Origin of the sequence: Saccharibacillus sp. JS10 (assembly GCF_024436065.1) — a bacterium.
GTDB lineage: Bacteria > Bacillota > Bacilli > Paenibacillales > Paenibacillaceae > Saccharibacillus.
Map to the genome: position 1 here is coordinate 830,383 of NZ_JANFNS010000001.1, position 19,389 is coordinate 849,771.

Genomic DNA, 19,389 nt, shown 5'->3' on the forward strand with positions numbered 1-19,389 from the left:
AAAGAGGGATTGGCATCAACATTTTGAAACGTTTCTTTGCTTTTTACAGACCTTATAAAGGGCTATTCATTTTGGATTTCTGTTGTGCGGTCTTCGCGGGTCTGCTTGAGCTTGCTTTTCCGATCGCCGTCAATACGTTCATCGATGATTTGCTTCCCGGCGGAAACTGGGCTTTCATTTTGTGGGCTTGTATTGGATTGCTGGCAATCTACGCGCTAAATACTGCGATGCAGTATGTCGTGACTTATTGGGGACATATGCTCGGGATCAATATCGAGACGGACATGCGCAAAAACCTTTTCGCTAAATTACAAAAGTTGTCGTTCCGTTTTTATGACAATCACAAAACCGGTCATTTGATCGGTCGGGTCACGAACGATTTGAACGATATTGGCGAACTTGCTCACCACGGGCCGGAAGATGTGTTTATCGCGGTCATGACTTTAGTCGGTTCCTTTATTTTGATGTACAGCATCAGCCCGGAACTTGCCATTATTACGTTTATCGTGATTCCCGTGATGGCTTGGATGATTATTTTCTTCGGTCGCCGCATGACTCGTACCTATAGTCGTCTGTTCGGCAATGTCGGGAATTTCAATGCGCGAATCGAAGATAATATCGGCGGGATCCGCGTCGTACAATCTTTTGCCAACGAAAAACATGAAAGCCAGCTATTCGATGTCGAAAATCAAGATTTCCGTAAAACAAAGCTTCTTGCCTACAAAACGATGGCAGGCAGTATCTCTGTCAACTATATGATGATGCGCTTGATTAGCGTACTTGTGCTGATCTTTGGCGCTTGGTACTTTATACGCGGCGAAATTCAGATTGGCGAATTCGTTGCTTTCCAATTGCTGGCGAATGTCTTTTTCCGTCCAATCGAAAAGATCAATGCGGTTATCGAAAGTTATCCAAAAGGCATCGCGGGCTTCCGTCGTTATCTTGAAATTATGGATACCGAACCCGATATTCAAGATCGTCCTAACGCCAAATCTGTCGACTCTTTGCAAGGCGAAATTCATTTTAACAACGTGTCGTTCGGATATGAACAAGATCGTCCGATTTTGGATCAGATTAGTCTACAAATTCATCCCGGTGAAACGGTTGCTTTTGTCGGCCCTTCGGGTGCGGGTAAAACGACGATCTGTAGCTTGTTGCCACGCTTTTATGAAGTTCAAAGTGGCGCGATTACGGTAGATGGTCTGGATATTCGAGACATGACGCTGGAATCGCTACGTAAGCAGATCGGGATCGTGCAGCAAGATGTCTTCTTGTTCTCGGGTACGATTCGTGAAAATATTGCGTATGGCAAGCTGGATGCTTCGATCGATGAAATTTGGCAAGCTGCCGAACGTGCGCATATGGCAGATGTCATCAAAGCTATGCCGGAAGGCATGGATACTGTAATTGGCGAGCGCGGCGTGAAGTTATCTGGAGGACAAAAACAACGTATGGCGATTGCTCGGATGTTTTTGAAAAATCCACCGATTCTCATCTTGGACGAAGCAACATCGGCACTCGATACAGAAACCGAACTTGCGATTCAAAAGTCTCTTGCCGAACTGTCGGTGGGTCGCACGACGCTTGTTATCGCTCACCGTCTGGCTACCATCAAGAATGCAGATCGCATTATTGTCGTCAATAAAGATGGGATCGCCGAAGAAGGCAAACACCACGAGTTGATTGAATCCGGCGGTATTTATAGTCGTCTGCACGAAGCACAGTTTGGCAATTGAATAGATCTGGGTAATCTTCGATAAGGAGATGATACATCCGATGAATAAATCGACAAACAAACGCACAGCAGCTATTGTGATCGGTACATTGGTTGGAGCGAGTATCGCCTGGTTTTTCACTTCGAATCGGAGTGCCGGAACCAGAGGTCGAATTGCCGAAATCGCTGTTCAAACGAAAGAACGTAGCGTCGAACTCAGTCATGAAACGGTCGAAAAAACAAAAGATTTGATCGCTCTTAGCCGTGAAGTGAATAGCGACGAGGATTGGATCCAAGCGATTGAGCATGTCGAACTCGATGCAGAGAAATCGACGATTCAAAATTAGTATGTATGATTTGAAAAGCGCCCTTCTCGGCGCTTTTTTTTATTCTTTTGCCCGCTGGCTCTGTTCATCCCCGCTTCTCTGGGTAATACTAAAGAAGAAACCTTTTGGACTGGAGGCTTACCTATGTCGAACTCAACATTAAAATTAATTGCCGGGATTGCTGCCGGAGCTGCTATCGGTGGAGTGACTGCTTTACTTTTTGCTCCGCAACGCGGTGTAGAAACGCGCCGCGCGATCGCGGATAGCGCTACAGATTTGAAAGACAAAGGTCTGGAGCTTACAGACCGCGGCGTCGTAGTCGCTATGGATCTGAAAGACAAAGGCGTACATGCAGCTTTGGATTTGAAAGATAAAAGCGTATCCGTTGCTACCGATCTGAAAGATCGTAGTGTCGATACCGCGAATGTCATTCGCGACAAAGCGCAAGCTTCGCTGCAAACGGCTAAAGACAAAAGCCAAAGCGCTGTCGCTACGCTACGCGAAAAAGGCCAAGCTGCGGCAGAAATCAGCCGAGAATGGATCGCGTTCGGCAAAGAAGTCGGCGAAGTGGCAATGGAGTGGAAAGTTGAGATTGAAGCGGCTGTCCGCGATCTCAAAGTAGAGCTGGAACGTTTCCAACGTGAACAGGAAAATGATACGCAGTTGCAAGATGATATTGCAAAGCTGAAAAAGCAAACCGAAGAAACGGCTGCTGTCGTGAAAAATGCGCAGGAGCGGATTACGAATTCGATGGCTCGATAGATTGAAGCTTAGATAGGCTTGGTGAGTTTAGTGCTGGGAGACGCTGCGAGAGAAATTTGTTTCGGTCGCTTGTTGAAATCGAGAAAATTGGATTGGAATTAGATATGGGTTTTCTCGATTTCAAAGGCGAACACTATTGTTCCTGCACTAAATTTCTCTCTTCGCTCGGTCAGCTTACAATCGATCGTTGGGTTTGGCGAGTTATAAAAGAAGCGGCTCCCTTGTCGGGGAGCCGCTTCTTTTTGTTTACGGATCAAGTTCTTGGAAATTTTTATTCACATGAAATTTCAGGTAAAATAGAATATAAATTTTTTAAAATACTACTCTTTGCTTATTAATAAATTAAATATTATATATTATATTGAAAATATGGATTTTATACGGTATAAAAAGAATTGTATTTCTTTTTAAAAAAGCTTCAAGGAGGAATTCAGAATGAAAAGAACATTTAACAACACAGGGAAAAAGGTCGTTTTGTCTTTAGCCGCTAGTATGTTGGTGTTCGGTAGTGGGTTTACCGCTTCTGAGACTTTCGCCGCTTCTTCGTATGCCACTGCTGTTCCGGAAAATCCAACAACTCCTAAATTCAAAGAACCTCAACATTGGACGATCAACAAACATTTTACTTTAGCGGAAGCTAGACAAATTGTAGAAAGTGGCAAAAAGATATCGGATGTTAGTGAATTCGCTTCTGTTTTCGCTGCATTCAAAGCTCAAGGGTTAGTTCCATTTTTATTCATTTACGGAAAAACAGTCGAAGCCCAAATGACACCGTTCAAAACAGCGATTGCGAACAATTCAGGCGTTACTTTTAAATACGATTACGTCCTTCCTGCTGGCGTGTCCGGAGGCAGCGGAAATATTGAAAATAGATCGGTCACTTACGAATGATATAGATCCTTTTTAAGACATTCGATTATAAAAACAAAAAGACGCCGGCATTTTGCCGGCGTCTTTTTTAACGATTAAGCTTAAGGTTGAGTGACCAGTTTCTTTTTCCAAAGACCCAAGATCAGACCCGAGATTACAGCGCCGATAATGACAGCAGCCATAAACAGTACCGCGTGGTTCGCCAACAGAGCGACGAAGATACCACCGTGAGGAGCTGGAACGTTGATATGCCACAATTGAGTCAGTCCACCTGCAACCGCAGAACCGATAATACACGAAGTCAGTACGCGAAGTGGATCAGCTGCTGCGAATGGAATCGCACCTTCGGTAATAAAGCTGAATCCGAGAATATAGTTTGTGATACCCGATTTGCGCTCTTGCTCGTTGAATTTGTTTTTGAAGAATGTAGTCGCGAAAGCTGTTGCCAACGGAGGAACCATACCGCCCGCCATAACGGCTGCCATCATCAATCCGTTGGTGTTCCCACTCGAAGTGAAGACGCCAATCGCAAACGCATACGCGGCTTTGTTGAATGGTCCACCCATGTCGATCGCCATCATGCCGCCTAACAGCAGACCGAGTAATACAGCGTTACCTGTGCCTAGATTCGTCAAGACATTGTTCAGACCTGTGTTGATTGTACTGAAGAATGGATCGAACAGATAGTACATTACCGTTCCGGTAAGCAACAATCCAAACACTGGATACAGTAAGATTGGTTTTAAGCCGTCCAAAGTCTTAGGTAAGCCTTTGAACACTTTACGTAATCCAAGAATAATATAACCTGCCAAGAAACCAGCAGCCAGACCGCCCAAGAAGCCGGCATGCGAAGTATCTGCCATATAACCTGCAACCATACCCGGCATCAGAGCGGGACGATCACCGATACTCATTGCGATATAACCTGCCAGAATCGCAATCAGGAAGTGGAATGCGCCTGATCCGCCGATCGTATTCAGCAGTTGGAAGATCGCATTGTCTTCGCCGTAAATTTGTTCGAACAAGAACGAGATTGCGATCAAAATACCGCCGCCGACAACGAACGGAAGCATATGCGAGATACCGTTCATCAAATCTTTGTAGATCTTGCCGCCTACGCTGATTTTGGCTCCTTGATCGCTTTCGCTTGAAGCAGAAGCTCCGCCTTCATGACGGTAGATTGGAGCATCACCCGTAGAAGCTTTGCGAATCAATTCTTCCGATTTACGGATTCCGTCGCTAACCGGACGTTGCAGAACTGGCTTGCCGTCGAAACGTGCCATTTCTACGTTTTTGTCTGCTGCTACGATAACGCCGCTTGCGCGAGCGATCTCGTCAGCTGTCAATTTGTTGCCGATTCCTTCGGAACCATTCGTTTCTACGCGAATATTAATGCCCATTTCTTTGGCTTTTTTCTTCAACGCGTCTTCTGCCATAAATGTGTGCGCGATGCCTGTCGGGCAAGCGGTTACCGCTACGACAAATTTATCGGAATCCGGATTGCCTACGATGGTATTCGAAGACGTTGCCGTTGGAGCAGCCGAAGTAGCGGCTTGAGCGCCTTCCGATTCAGCCTGAGCTGCGTTGAACAAAGCAGTTACTTCAGCAGGTGTGTTCACTGTGCGTAATTTACCGAGGAAATCCGCATCCAGCAACATCCGAGACAGGACTTTCAATGCTTGCAAGTGCAGATTCGATTCGCCTTCTGGAACCGCAATCATAAAGAAGAAATGTGCGGGCTGTTCGTCGAGCGATTCGTATTCGACGCCTGCAGAACTTTTACCGAATACGATAGTTGGTTCGTTAACCGCGCTCGTCTTCGCGTGCGGCATCGCAATACCTTCGCCGATTCCTGTACTGGATTGAGCTTCACGAGCCAAAATCGCTTGTCTGAAAGCTGCTGCATCGTTGATTCTGCCGCTTTTATTCAAAGATGCGATCAACTCGTCGATCACCGCTTCTTTTGTGATCGATCGCAAATCCAAGATCATCACCGGTTCGATCATCAGATCTGTAATTCTCATTCTTTTCCACTCCTCTGGAGGTGTTATCGACATACGGTGTCCGCACGTCGTGTTGTACGGGTCTTGCTATAGATTGAAAGGTTATACCGGGTTTACTTGAACTTGCGACAGCAATTCATCGATCTTGGCGCGTTCTGCCAAATCGTCCGAAAATGCGGTAGCACTTCCTGAAGCCGTACCTGTACGTAGTGCTTCCAGTACGTTGCCCGATTGAGATAGAGTACCTACGAATCCGGCAATCATGGAATCGCCTGCGCCGACCGAGTTGCGAACTTTACCTTTCGGTACATTCGCGTGATAAACTTGATCTTTCGTCACCAGAAGCGCTCCGTCTCCTGCCATCGAGATCAACACATTTTGTGCGCCCATCTCAAGGAGCTTGCGACCGTATTGGATCAGATCATCTTGACCTTGGATCTCAACATGGAATAGCTCGGCAAGTTCGTGATGGTTCGGCTTCACAAGAAGAGGTCCGTGAGGCAGTGCTTGCAGCAACGCTTCTCCTGTTGTATCGATCACAAATTGTGCGCCGCGTTCATGAATGACTGTAATTAACCGTTCATAAAAATGACTGCCTAATGAAGGAGGAATACTTCCGGACAAAACGACGATGTCTTGTTCTGTAAGCGTTCTCAGCTTCTCCACCAAGGCTTCGGCTTCGCTCTCTCCGATTTGAGGGCCTTGACCGTTGATCTCGGTCTCGCTACCATGCTTCAACTTGATGTTGATCCGTGTATCGTCTTTCACACCAACGAAATCGGTCTTGATCGATTCGGATTTGAGAATATCGTCGATAAAGCGACCTGTGAATCCACCTAGAAAACCAAGCGCTGTATTTTCGATATTCAGACGACTTAAAATTCTTGAAACGTTGATGCCTTTTCCTCCCGGAAGCTTCAAATCGCGCTTCATCCGGTTCAGAGCATCCAATTGTAAATCTTCAACTTCCACGATGTAATCGATAGAAGGATTGAGCGTTACCGTGTAAATCATGATTTATCCCTCGATTATTTTGGTTTTCTCAAGAATTGATTTTCTCCACCGTTCTGGAACCGAATCGGTAATGATCGTCGCTTCTTTGAGATCGAATAACTTGGCAAAAGCCACTTCTCCGAATTTGCTTGCATCTGCCAATACATAAGAACGTTCCGCCAATTGTCTCGCCCGGCGCTTGATAAGCGCTTCTTCCGGGTCAGGTGTCGTAAAACCAAATTCAGCATTGACTCCATTTGTTCCGATAAAGGCTTTGTCGAATCTGAAATTATCCATATTTTGAAGAGCGATACTTCCGATCACAGCTTTCGTATGACTTTTCATCATTCCGCCCAGCAGATAAGCTCGAATATTTTTACTGACCAGAGCTTCAACATGAGATAATCCGTTCGTTACGACGGTTACATCTTGTGCTTCGATAAAAGAGATCATAGCAAGTGTCGTTGTACCGGCATCGAGATAGATACATTCGCCATCTCGAAGCTGCTGCGCTGCTGCACGACCAACGGTATGTTTTTGCTGGACATTTTTAAACGATTTTTCTTCCATGCCGGGTTCTTCGCTTCGACGATGAAGCAAGGAAGCGCCGCCATGTACACGCTTGAGTAAATGCTGCGATTCCAAATCGATTAAATCTCGACGTACCGTTGATTCGGAGGTTCCTAGCAGTTCCACTAATTCCTGAAGCTTTACAATCCCAGAAATTTGTAAGCGCTGTAGTATCATGCGGTATCTTTCTTCTGTCAACATAGTGTATTCCTCCATCTGCCATTCATTGTAACCTATGTTTTTTCAAAAAACAATCACTTTTCTTCAAAAACATTCAAAAAAGTTCAGTTTTAATTTGAAGCTTCAAATCTTCGTATTATTTGCTACATCAGCTTTGGTATCGCTTTCCTTTTTGAAGTTTTACCTGCCAAGTCATGATCAATCCTTCATATTTTTTATCTTTCCGGCTTTCGATTTGAATGAATGTTACGTGTTTTTCAAAAGAATGGAATTGACTCCTATCCACACAAATAAACGTGCTGACCGAAATCATTCGATCAACACGTTTTGAGAATAAAATAATCAGAACCTTTGAAAAACTTACCCGATCGTCTCGACGATATTCCCATCTGGATCACGCATAAACGTTTTGACAATCTTGATCGTAAGACTGCTCATCGTATCGAGTACGAACTCGCCTTCTTTTGGCACCAGACGCTTCGACAACTCTGCTACAGCGTCTGCATTCAAATAAAGTTGTAATCCGTTATCCAGTTCAGTCACACGGTTTTGTACATCTGGGATCATCACGACTTGGGTATGCGGGCCCATCAACGTCAGGTCGCGATCATGAAGCAGCCGCCCTGATAAGATCCGCGCCAAAGATTGGGTTTGCTTGGCTCCGAGTTCCAAAACATACGAATTTCCTTTGAACAGATTTCTTTTTTCTGCCCAGTTCAGACTTTCCAGATACAACACACCCGTACTTGAACCTTCCGAACGTACGCCTAATTCCGCTGCCGCGCGAAGTTCAGCGTCTTCCAATAACGAAGCCCGCGTCAGATCAGTTAGATATAACGGTAACTTTTGCTCCGCTAATTGGAGAAAACTTTCGCTATTCCATACTTTGATCAGATCCAGTTCATCCGCTGTAATCCCGACTACTTGCAAAAATTCAAAAGCACCAAAAGGCGACGCCGCACTTTGAAGCTCTGGATCTTGAACAAACGCGATCGCTGTGAGTGCTGTATCTCGCTCTGCTTCAATCGGCCCATTCGCATCCAAATAATGCCCTGCTCGAAATCCGTTGCCACTGCTGAACACGTAGCGAGCGAGGTTTTGAAGAAAATTAACTGCCCATACCGGAGGTTGTTCTTCTCCTTCTCGCTTGAGACGTAACGTTAACTCAAATCCATGTCCACTGTACTCCGTACTTTCTGATTCTTTTTCATAAAGTTCAGTGAAGCCGTACGTGACATAATGCCAATAAGGTACGGGATCTTCGCAAGCATAGACGCGCACTCCATCCAAAGGATCAGGTCCGCCCAGTCGATACGAAATCATCGTTCCATAATAAAAAGGTTCAACATCCGCATAATGCCGATCCAATATCGTATCGATTGCTTGTTGCCCCGGTGCTTGATCTCCAGTTGAATGTAACGGTTGATCTTCGTTCATCTTGCGCACTTCCTTTCTACTCTTCTTCTATCAAATTACCCGAAGCAAGACTTTTTTAAAAACGAACGCACGAAAAAACGCTCTCTCGGCGTCTACCGTGCTAAGAGAGCGTCTGATCTTAGATCAAACTTACATTATTGAATTTTAAATTTAGCAATTCGGACGCGCAATTCATCTGCACTCACGGACACTTCGCCTGACAAATTCGAGATGCTGGAGATCGCTTGCGCTTGTTCTTGCGTCGACGAAGCTGCTTCTTCTGTACTTGCTGCACTTTGTTCCGCAACTGCCGCAATATCCGTCATAATCGATGATACATGGTCGGCACTGTGCTTGAGTTCATCTGATGCCAACGAGACTTCGCGAATTCGGCTTGTGATTCCATCCACTGAATCTCGAATCGCATCAAAAGCTCCGCGCGTCGATGCCGCCGCTTCAATCTGCTTCTCCACAGTCGACTGGAACTCGTGGATTTCATCGATACTTTGACGGCCTGCTTCCTGTACGCCGGCAAGCAGTGTATCAATATCTGCTGCCGAAGAACGCGTTTGCTCGGCTAGCTTGCGAACTTCGTCGGCAACGACGCTGAATCCTTTGCCGTGTTCGCCTGCACGCGCCGCTTCGATTGCCGCATTCAGCGCCAGCAAATTCGTTTGCTTCGCAACGGTATTGATCAAGCTGACCGCTTCGCCAATCTTAATCGTCTGGTCACCGAGTCGACGGTTTGCTTCTTCGACGCGCTCCGCCGATGTCCGGCTCGCTTCGGTCAACTCTCCTTGCGAAGCTACAGCGGCAAGACCTTCCGCCATCGCGGATGTGGCTTGTTCGGCACTTGAAGTCGCTAATCCGGCGCTACTTGCGATCGCCGTAATCGATTCATTCATATCGCCCAACTGCTCGACGCCGGTCTGGATCGAAGATGCTTGATCCGTTGCGCCTTTTGCCAATTCTTCAATCACGACCGCGATCTGATCCGAGATATGTTTGGCTCCATTCGCTTGATCATTCATATATTTCGCAGAATGTTCGACCCCTTCCGCTGAACCCGCCGCAGCATGGATCAAGTCGCGAAGACTTGCTGACATTTCATTGAAAGCTGTACCGAGTTTGCCGATTTCGTCTTTGCCTTTGACATCCACGGATACGGTTAAATCGCCTTCAGCCATACGCTGTGCACTCTTTTGCAGCAAAATCAGAGGTTTGATCAGACGTGCTGCCGCGAATACAGCCACTACAGTCAGGAGAATGATCAGGAGAATGATACCGCCGATAAATAGATTTCTCATTTGCGTATAATCAGCAAACGCATATTTTTCGGAAATCGAAGTTGCAATCAGCCAGCCCGTACCAGCAACTTTAGTATAGTACAGCAATTGCGGTTCACCTTTGTACGTGTAAGTGAGACTGCCGGAATCGCCTTGCAACATCGTATCGGTGATGCCTGCATAATCCGGATCGTCTTTGAGCGGTTTATTCACATCTTCTTCGTTTGGATGTGCGAGTACCATGCCCGTCTTATCCGTCATCAATGCAAATCCACCAGGAATATCGATATTGTTGATCGTATCGGTCAACGTCTGTAGACGCATATCCCCAGCAACGACACCTACAAAATTCCCTGAAGCATCTTGAAGCGGATAACCGATCGACACCGAGTAGTTATTGATCGCGGGATCCAAATACGGATTACTAAAGTTCAAAGCATTTGCCGCTTTGGCTTCGATAAACCACGGTCTTGCTTTGACATCGTAGCCGGCTGGCGGTTGCCAGCCTAGCCCGTCAATCATCGTTCCATCTTCAAGCCCAATATACATATCGCCTAATTTATCTTTATTCGAATCGATTGTAAAAGCTTGAAGATGTTTGATCGTGATCTGATCAAAAGGAACGGTGGCTTGAAGATTGACAGCTGTTGTCTCAACGACTTTAGCATTGCCGTTGATCCAACCGCCAATTTCTTCAGCTGTATTCGTAGCGGTCGCTTTCAAACTTTCGCTTACTGATTCCTGAGCTTCTTTTTTCATATTATTTAAAGCGGCAAAGCTAATGCTTCCTGTGCCTACCACCGTAACAATGACAAGTAAAACAGCTAACTTCATTTTCAAATTCATTCGAGGAACACCTCACTTGTCCTATTGGAAATCAAAACCTTCGTTCAAAGATTTATTCCGTTTTGAATTTAGCAATGCGAACTCGAAGTTCGTCTGCACTCACGGACACTTCGCTCGACAAATCCGAAATGCTGGAGATGGCTTGGGCTTGTTCTTGCGTCGAGGACGCAGCTTGTTGAGTGCTTGCTGCACTTTGTTCCGCGACTGCTGCAATATCGGTCATGATCGACGATACGTGGTCAGCGCTATGCTTGAGTTCATTCGATGCAAGCGAAACTTCGCGAATACGGGTTGTAATGCCGTCAACAGAACCTCGAATGACGTCAAATGCTCCGCGCGTCGATGCCGCTGCTTCAATCTGCTTGTCTACCGTCGATTGGAATTCACGAATTTCATCGATACTTTGACGACCTGCTTCCTGTACGCCGGCAAGAAGTGTATCAATATCAGCAGCCGAAGAACGTGTTTGCTCGGCTAGCTTGCGGACTTCGTCGGCAACGACGCTAAAGCCTTTGCCGTGTTCGCCTGCGCGCGCCGCTTCAATTGCCGCGTTGAGTGCCAGCAAGTTCGTTTGCTTCGCAACGGTATGAATCAGACTTACGGCTTCGCCGATCTTCACCGTCTGATCGCCAAGGCGACGATTCGCTTCTTCGACGCGCTCCGCCGACGTGCGGCTCGCTTCGGTCAATTCACCTTGCGAAGCTACAGCAGCAAGACCTTCCGCCATTGCGGATGTGGCTTGGTCAGCACTTGAAGTCGCTAATCCGGCGCTGCTTGTGATCGCTGTGATCGATTCATTCATATCGCCCAACTGTTCAACGCCGGTCTGGATCGAAGACGCTTGATCCGTTGCGCCTTTTGCCAATTCTTCGATAACAACCGCGATCTGATCAGAGATATGCTTAGCACCTTCGGCTTGACCATTCATATACTTCGCAGAACTTTCTACTCCGCCCGCGGAACCTGCCGCAGCATGGATCAACTCGCGAAGACTTGCTGACATTTCATTGAAAGCCGTGCCGAGTTTGCCGATTTCGTCTTTGCCTTTGACATCGACGGATACGGTCAAATCGCCTTCTGCCATACGTTGTGCACTCTTTTGCAGCAAAATCAATGGCTTGATCAGACGCGCTGCCGCGAATACAGCCACAACCGCCAAGATTATAGCAAGACCGATGATGCCGCCGATAAACAGGTTACGCATTTGTGCGTACTCCGCAAACGCGTATTTTTTCGATACGGATGCCGCCACGATCCAATCTGTGCCTTCTACACGTTCGTAGTACAGCAGTTGAGGCTCGCCTTTGTACGTATATTCCAAGCTGCCTGATGTTTCGGTTTGCAACATTTGATCTGCGATTGCTGCGTAATCCGGAATATCTTTCAGCGGTTTATTCACATCGTCTGCATCGGCATGCGCCAATACAACACCCGTTTTATCCGTCATAAAGCCGAATCCGCCGCCGATTTTGATATTGTTAATCATTTCTGTCAATTTCGAAAGCTTCATATCACCAGCGACTACTCCTGCAAACGAACCATCAGGTTCATGAAGCGGATATGTCATCGCTACCGCGTAATCGCCGCTAGTTAAATCCAGATAAGGGTTACTGAAGTTCATCGCATTTGCCGCTTTACCTTCGGTATACCATGGACGTACAGTGACATCGTATCCTGCATCGGGTACCCAGCCGCCGCCATCGATCATACGACCGTCTGCCATACCGAGGTAAATATCCGAGATGTTGTTTTTGTTAGAGTCCGAAGTAAACGCTTGAAGCTGACTTTGTTTAAGTTGATCTAGCGGAACCGAAGATTGAAGAACCAGCGCTGTCGTCTCCACTACTTTTGCATTTTTACCGACCCATCCCCCGACTTCTTCGGCTGTAATCGTAGCTGTACTTTTCAGACTGTCGTTAATCGAATCTTCCGCTTCTTTCTTCATATTACCTAGAGCTGCAATACTGATACTCCCTGTCCCCAGCAACGTCACAACCACCAACAAAATAGCCAACTTCATTTTTAAATTCATTTTCCATGCCCCCTTGATTATGACTGTCTGCTGAAGTTACGCTTGTGCTGTTATTCTCAGTTGCCCTCTCTAAGCAGTAACTCTGTACCTTTGTTTCCTTCTAATTCAAAGCACAAGTATTCTCAAATTGCTGAATAGTAGAAGTAAAACTGCTTTCGATATTTATCGACATAATTAGCAGAAAATTTAGCATAAATACATGTCAAACAAAGAAAAAAAGCAAAAGCATAAGCTTTTGCTAGAGGAAGGTGTTTTTGGCGGATATACGGTCAGATTGCGTCTTTTTTCACATTTCTTTTAGAAAGTACGATGTCTTGTAAACAACCAAGCCCCTACGATCAGGATCAAGCTTAGACCCAGATTCAGACCCATGCCCAATACTAACGAGTCATTGAATAGTAAAGCGATAAAAAATTCAGCAACGTAGTGCCGCAAGTAGGCAATCGATGTACCGACTGGAATCGCCGCGATCAATACTGCCCAGATGATCCAAGTCACAGGTGATTTAGGTCGAGCGAACAAGAAATTAAAGAGCGTGAGGACAAAGAAATAAAAGCAGACTTGATAGAAGAAAATGCCGATTGCCCCAAATTGATTCCATCCAAACACTTCGATAATATTGTACGTCTGAACATATTCACGAATCCCACTTTTATCTAATGGAAACCATAGGCTATTGAATAACGCCAACAGAACAGCGACAAATCCGTAAATCATCAGTAACCGAACGAAATAGTGACGACGTGAATCCCCGAAGTTCATCATCGGACGGAACGTTTTGAGAGGTAAAGCGATCCCGAGTATCGGAAGTAACAAAAGAAGCAGATTGGCAGGCGATACATTTACATTTTCCACATCCGCAGGAATTTGAATCTCTAATTGGTTGTTCCCCGTCACTTCCCGCAATTCTCCAACCGCTTCGGCGATATCTTGCTGAGGGTTACTGACAAACATCTGATTAATGGTGAAGTCTGCTACAAAAGATACGACAATCAATCCAAGTACGATCCAGATCGTCATTTTCGTTCGAAGCCATGATACTTGCAATTGCGCTGTAAATTTATTCATGAGTCTGCCCCTCCTCGATTAGATAAGCAAAAAACTTTTGCAAAGGTACGCCTTCAATCATTAATCCGTGTTGTTCGGCTTGGCTACGTTCTGACTCTGTTATGCCGTGATACACAATCGCCATGCCTGCATTGCCGTACCCTTCTCGATGCAGCACTTTTTTGCCGGCTACGAATTCATCCAATGCCGAATTTAAGCCGCTGACCAGATGCGCATATTCCCGGATATGTTCGACGTCTTCTTCCATCAACAGGCTGCCGGATTCGATAATAAATACTTTTTCGACAACGGTCGCAATCTCATCGATCAAATGCGTAGACAGCAAAATCGTACGTGGATATTCGGCGTAATCTTCAATCAAAGCCCGGTAAAAACGTTCACGCATCAGCACATCAAGCCCTAGCACCGGTTCATCGAATATCGTTAAAGGTGCCCGGCTAGCAAGCCCGATCATATTGCCGACCATCGATTCCATACCTCGCGACAGTTGACGCATTTTTTTCCTCGGATTCAATTTGAATATGCCCAGTAACTGTGAAGCTAACTTCGCGTCCCAATTCGGATAAAAGACCGCCGCCATTTGCAGGACATCGCGAACGCGTGCGTTTTTGGGATAATGGTTATTTTCGCGAACATAGCAACATTGCGTAGGGACGTCTCCTTTGTTAAGTCGTTTGCCGTGTACGGTGATTTCTCCGCTATCCGGGAAAATCCCACCTGCGATCATATGTAAAAGAGTGGTTTTCCCTGCACCGTTGCGACCTAGCAATCCATAAATCGTATGCTCGGCAAGGTCTAGACTCAGACTGTTTACCGCATCAACCCGTCCGTACATTTTACTGACGTTTTTGACTTCCAACACTGTATTCATTGATCCAATTTCTCCTTTTCTCTTGTAATCATAGCGACCACATCTTCCGTGCTCATTCCAAGTTTTTTGGCTTCATCGAGCAGGTTTACGACCAAATCATTATAAAAACGTTCACGGCGTTTGTTCATAATCTTCTCCTTTGCTCCAACGGTCACGTACATCCCCAACCCCCGTTTTTTATAAATAATTTCTTCATTCACCAACAAGCCGAAGCCTTTGACAATCGTAGCCGGATTAATCTGAAATAAACGTGCAAACTGAGTCGTTGAAATAATCTGATCTTCTTCCGCATAAGTCCCATTTAAAATGTCATCTTCGATCCGTTCGGCAATTTGCTGAAAAATCGGTCGACTCTCGTCAAATGGAGTCAACATCTTCATCACCTCTTTGGTTTGTTAGTCATGTAACTAACCATAAAGGTTAAGTATTATTTTGTCAACAAAAAAAGCTCAAACGCAATATGCGTCTGAGCTTTTTTATCAATATCGGTTGATCGACGATTAAATTCCTTTCGTTTGAGGATTTAAACGTAGACCTTTGCCTTCTTTATTTTGCGTTTCTTTACTGCGTGATTCTTCTTCCGAAGATTCCGATTTGCCGGATGTGCCAACCGTTGGTGCTTTGATCCACAATGCAATCAACAGCGAGATGATGCACAGAACGCCGATCACGAGGAAGGTAGGCTTAAATCCGCCAAGCAGTGCTGCGATAAACGAAGCGGACAATGCACCAAGACCAAATCCTTGATAAATTACGCCGTAGTTTTTACCCTGGTTTTTGAGACCGAAGAAATCACTGACGATTGCCGGGAACACCGTAATATTGCCACCGAAGCAAAACGCAATTGCCGCTACGCTTGCGAAAAATAGCGGATACGTCAATGTTGCGAAACTCAAGACCATCACCGCTGCAAAAGTCACAAGAAGCGCGCCGGATACCACTCTGAGGCGTCCTACTTTATCCGAAAGCGGTCCGAGAATCAATCGTCCAGCCGTATTGAATACCGCGATCATCGCGACCGCGTTTGCCGCAGTTGCCACATCCAGTCCAGCCAACCGTACGCCGATATCTTTGACGCTGCCGATTAGATATAGACCGCTCATGCACGCTGTGAAAAAGACGACGAACAGCAGATAAGCTTGTTTCGTACGCAGCATTTCTTTGACCGTAAAATCTTTTACGCGTACACCTTGCGCCGAAGCCGGGGTCGCCGTTACGACTGCTTCACGAATCAAGAATGACCCGATTACGACCATAGTCAGTACGATAATGCCCCAGATCAAGAACGCTTGGGAGACGCCGCGCGATTCGATCACCGCACCGTTGATATATTTGAAGATCAGACTGCCTGTACCGTAAGCCCCTACCGAGACACCGGACATCAGCCCTTTATGTTTGGGGAACCATTTGATCAGATTCGATAATGACGTCATATACGCCGTACCGTCTGCATAACCGACCAATACACCCGCTACCAAATACAGCAGACCGAGCGAGGTGACTTGAGAAGAAAGCATCAAACCAAGACCGAGTACGATCCCTGATGCCGCGATCAGTTTTCGAATTCCGAATTTGTCTTGAAGTTTACCGGAAAACAAAGTGGCAAAAGCAAGCGCAAAACTCGTAATCGAAAAAGTCATCGCCGTTTTGCCGAGTTCCCAACCGAACAAATCAACAAGCGGTTGGTTGAACAAACTCCATGTATAAATGGTACCTAGACCCATTTGTACGATAATCGTACCGATCACAATCCATAACCGATTTACTTTTGGGGAAGCTGCCTGTTCAGAAGATGAAATGGCTTTCATATCAATTCCTTCTCTCATTCGTTTTACATTTCTTTGAACAACTCTTATAGCTAAATTATAAGCTTGAGCGTGCAAATGAAAGCGGTTTTGGAATGAGATGCCGGAAATTCGGAATGAAATGCACAAGAGTGACCGTGAATGTCAGCTACCTTGAATCAGATTCGCATCAATTGACGGAATTCTTTCACTTTACTGCGACTGACCGGAACTTCGGCTTGGATATCACGCAACCTCAGCAGATACGTATTATTAAACCACGGCACAATCTCACGGATTTTAGATAGATTCACAATATACGAGCGATGGCACCGGAAAAAGGAATCTTGCGGGATCTGTTCTTGAAAATCAGAAATACTCATCGGCATCGTATATTCTTCTTTTCGCGTATAGACCAGCGTTGTTTTTTCTTGAGCAACCGCGTAATAAATATCGTCGGCATCCACCACGATAATCTTGTCGTCTTTGTATAAATTCACACGAAGGTTAGGCGAAGCTTGGGTCGCAACTTCGTGATTCGAAGTAGATCCTTCTGCAACTCCTTGGTCATTTTTTAACGTAGATGCCCCTTCTTCACGCTGCTTCTTTTCTGCAAAAGCTGCTTCGAGTTTACTTAGCATCGCCGCTATACGCGGTTCATGGTACGGCTTCAAAATATAATCGAAAGCTTCAATTTCAAAAGCTTCTGCCGCATGTTCTTTGTACGCCGTTGTGAAGACGATATAAGGACGATGCGCGAATTTATGAATACTTTTGGCAAGTAGTACGCCATCTAGCGACGGGATATTGATATCGAGAAAAATCACATCAACATCAGACGTCTGCAAAAATTTCAGCACATCGATTCCATCTTCAAACTTCCCTACGATCTCGACTGTACTATTTTTTCCAATCAAATATTGAAGTTCTTCCATCGCTAGAAATTCATCTTCGACAATGATTCCTCTCATGTCTGTTTCACCTGCCCTTTTTCAACGGTAAACGCAATTACGGTTCCTTTATCTGCTCGGCGAATCGTTAACCCTGCTCCGTAAATCAGTTTTAATCGTTCATGCACATTCGATAATCCGATTTTGCTAGACGGCATATTGCCGCTTTTGATCTGTTCAATGATACTTGGTTCGATGCCGATCCCGGTATCCGAAATTTCAAAATAGATTCGAGTATCCGCATTTTTGACCCGAATCGTCACGGTTCCTTTGCCTTTGTCTTTCAAAATCCCATGTACAATCGCGTTCTCGACCAGAGGCTGAATAATCAAACTCGGAATTTTCACGTCAATCTCATCGTCGATATCGTATTGAACTTGCAGTCGATTCCCAAAACGGGCTTTCTCGATCTCAACATAATCTTGCACTTGTTGCAATTCTCGGTGAACGTCGATCAATTCATCGTTCAGCTCCAGATTATAACGTAGATAGCCGGACAAATTAATGATCAATTCACGAGCTTTATCGGGGTTAAGCCGAATCGAAGATGCAATCGCGTTGAGCGCATTGAATAAAAAGTGAGGGCTGATCTTCGTCTGAAGGGCTTTGATTTCGGCTTTATCCGCCATCGCTTTGATCTGCTCCACGCGAGAGACTTCCATCAACGTCGAGATAATCTGCGACAATCCGACCGCAAGTTCGCGCAGCGAATACGTAATCTGGTGAGCATGACGATAATAAATTTTGAGCGCCCCGGTGATGACTCCTTTTTCTTTCAGCGGAATAATAATCATCGACTTGATCCAATCGTTGCGCTGATCGGCATCGTTATTACGAATCGTAATACTGCCGCTGCGAATACTCTGCTTCGTTTCTTCGGTCATGATCTCATGCCCGATATTATAACGTTCTTGTCCGAAGCCGGAATACGCCAAAATATGATTCGTATCCGTAATCGCGACTGCATCGGCGCCGATTTTCTGCTCAATAATTTTACAAATCCGCAGCAGCGAAAGGCTATCTACTTTACGAAAATAAGGTAGCGTCTCATTCGCAATATCAAGCGCAAGCTTGGCTTGCTTCGCCGCTACGTTTTCTTTCTCGTCTTCGACGCTTTGCACCAGCATGACGATTAATCCGATCATCACTTGAGCCAAAATCATGGGAGCCGCAATTTTGGAGACGATATCCAGTCCCAATTCGTAAGGCTGTGCCATGAGTAAAATCAACAGCATCGTTAACACTTCGCAAAGCATCCCTGCCAAAATACCGTACAGCCAGCGTTTTCGCTTCGCGACGCGCAGATGAATGATACCCGAGACTGCTCCGGCAACGATACTCGTAATCAGACAAGGTAGCGCCGTGACGCCTCCTATATCGATCGCGTAACGATGTACCCCAGCGACAATCCCGGTCACTAAGCCGACCCACGGACCGAATAACAGCCCGCCTGACATAATCGCGACAATCCGTACGTTCACTAATGATCCTTCCACGCTAATGCCCATGTATGTCCCGAAAATCGCAAAAAGACCGAATATAGCGGTAACCGTTACTAAGTCTTGCGGACGGTATTCTTCTTTTTGAAATAAAGCTTTAAATCTTGGAATACGCGTTAGTACAAATAAACACATCAACAATAACGATCCACGTTCAAATAATTGTAAAAATATAGCGAGTGGATGCTTAGGGTCCATTTCTCTGCTCCCTCCTTGTTC

Annotated in this window: 16 protein-coding genes; 4 read left to right on the forward strand and 12 right to left on the reverse strand. The window is 45.7% G+C overall.

Annotated elements, in window-relative coordinates:
• Positions 1-20 precede the first annotated feature (20 nt).
• The 4 genes from NOM90_RS03790 to NOM90_RS03805 all read left to right on the forward strand — a co-directional run bounded on the left by NOM90_RS03790 (position 21) and on the right by NOM90_RS03805 (position 3,693).
• Positions 21-1,736: an ABC transporter ATP-binding protein gene (locus NOM90_RS03790; RefSeq protein ID WP_255940544.1), complete on the forward strand. Its 1,716-nt coding sequence runs from the start codon at positions 21-23 to the stop codon at positions 1,734-1,736.
• 40 nt (positions 1,737-1,776) lie between these two features.
• Positions 1,777-2,061: a YtxH domain-containing protein gene (locus NOM90_RS03795; RefSeq protein ID WP_255940110.1), complete on the forward strand. Its 285-nt coding sequence runs from the start codon at positions 1,777-1,779 to the stop codon at positions 2,059-2,061.
• A 123-nt stretch (positions 2,062-2,184) separates the two neighbouring features.
• The gene (locus tag NOM90_RS03800) at positions 2,185-2,802 is read left to right on the forward strand and encodes a YtxH domain-containing protein (RefSeq protein WP_255940111.1); all 618 of its coding nucleotides are present in this window, start codon (positions 2,185-2,187) and stop codon (positions 2,800-2,802) included.
• Positions 2,803-3,237: 435 nt separating this feature from the next.
• Positions 3,238-3,693 carry a hypothetical protein gene (locus NOM90_RS03805; RefSeq protein ID WP_255940112.1) on the forward strand — a complete coding sequence of 152 codons (456 nt, stop codon included), beginning with the start codon at positions 3,238-3,240 and terminating at the stop codon, positions 3,691-3,693.
• Between the two features lie 80 nt (positions 3,694-3,773).
• Here NOM90_RS03805 and NOM90_RS03810 read toward each other — a convergent pair whose 3' ends face one another.
• From NOM90_RS03810 to NOM90_RS03865, 12 genes are all read right to left on the reverse strand, one after another.
• Positions 3,774-5,696, reverse strand: a complete 1,923-nt coding sequence (locus tag NOM90_RS03810) for a PTS fructose transporter subunit IIABC (RefSeq protein WP_255940113.1) — start codon at positions 5,694-5,696, stop codon at positions 3,774-3,776.
• Positions 5,697-5,777: 81 nt separating this feature from the next.
• Positions 5,778-6,689 carry a 1-phosphofructokinase gene (gene pfkB, locus NOM90_RS03815; protein ID WP_255940114.1) on the reverse strand — a complete coding sequence of 304 codons (912 nt, stop codon included), beginning with the start codon at positions 6,687-6,689 and terminating at the stop codon, positions 5,778-5,780.
• Positions 6,690-6,692: 3 nt separating this feature from the next.
• Positions 6,693-7,439, reverse strand: coding sequence for a DeoR/GlpR family DNA-binding transcription regulator (locus NOM90_RS03820; protein ID WP_255940115.1), 747 nt, complete (start codon positions 7,437-7,439; stop codon positions 6,693-6,695).
• Positions 7,440-7,778: 339 nt separating this feature from the next.
• Positions 7,779-8,855 carry a suppressor of fused domain protein gene (locus NOM90_RS03825; RefSeq protein WP_255940117.1) on the reverse strand — a complete coding sequence of 359 codons (1,077 nt, stop codon included), beginning with the start codon at positions 8,853-8,855 and terminating at the stop codon, positions 7,779-7,781.
• A 134-nt stretch (positions 8,856-8,989) separates the two neighbouring features.
• The gene (locus NOM90_RS03830) at positions 8,990-10,966 is read right to left on the reverse strand and encodes a methyl-accepting chemotaxis protein (RefSeq protein ID WP_255940118.1); all 1,977 of its coding nucleotides are present in this window, start codon (positions 10,964-10,966) and stop codon (positions 8,990-8,992) included.
• Between the two features lie 52 nt (positions 10,967-11,018).
• A complete protein-coding gene (locus tag NOM90_RS03835; RefSeq protein WP_255940120.1) occupies positions 11,019-12,998 on the reverse strand; it encodes a methyl-accepting chemotaxis protein in 1,980 nt (659 codons plus the stop codon).
• 297 nt (positions 12,999-13,295) lie between these two features.
• A complete protein-coding gene (locus tag NOM90_RS03840) occupies positions 13,296-14,066 on the reverse strand; it encodes a hypothetical protein (protein ID WP_255940121.1) in 771 nt (256 codons plus the stop codon).
• Positions 14,059-14,937: an ABC transporter ATP-binding protein gene (locus tag NOM90_RS03845; RefSeq protein WP_255940123.1), complete on the reverse strand. Its 879-nt coding sequence runs from the start codon at positions 14,935-14,937 to the stop codon at positions 14,059-14,061. The genes NOM90_RS03840 and NOM90_RS03845 overlap by 8 nt, the downstream gene beginning before the upstream one ends.
• Positions 14,934-15,311, reverse strand: coding sequence for a GntR family transcriptional regulator (locus NOM90_RS03850; protein ID WP_255940124.1), 378 nt, complete (start codon positions 15,309-15,311; stop codon positions 14,934-14,936). Before NOM90_RS03850 ends, NOM90_RS03845 begins: the two co-directional genes overlap by 4 nt.
• Positions 15,312-15,437: 126 nt before the next feature.
• Positions 15,438-16,745 carry an L-lactate MFS transporter gene (locus NOM90_RS03855; protein ID WP_255940125.1) on the reverse strand — a complete coding sequence of 436 codons (1,308 nt, stop codon included), beginning with the start codon at positions 16,743-16,745 and terminating at the stop codon, positions 15,438-15,440.
• 155 nt (positions 16,746-16,900) lie between these two features.
• Positions 16,901-17,692: a LytR/AlgR family response regulator transcription factor gene (locus NOM90_RS03860; protein WP_255940126.1), complete on the reverse strand. Its 792-nt coding sequence runs from the start codon at positions 17,690-17,692 to the stop codon at positions 16,901-16,903.
• A complete protein-coding gene (locus tag NOM90_RS03865) occupies positions 17,689-19,368 on the reverse strand; it encodes a sensor histidine kinase (protein WP_255940127.1) in 1,680 nt (559 codons plus the stop codon). The genes NOM90_RS03860 and NOM90_RS03865 overlap by 4 nt, the downstream gene beginning before the upstream one ends.
• Between the last annotated feature and the right edge of the window lie 21 nt (positions 19,369-19,389).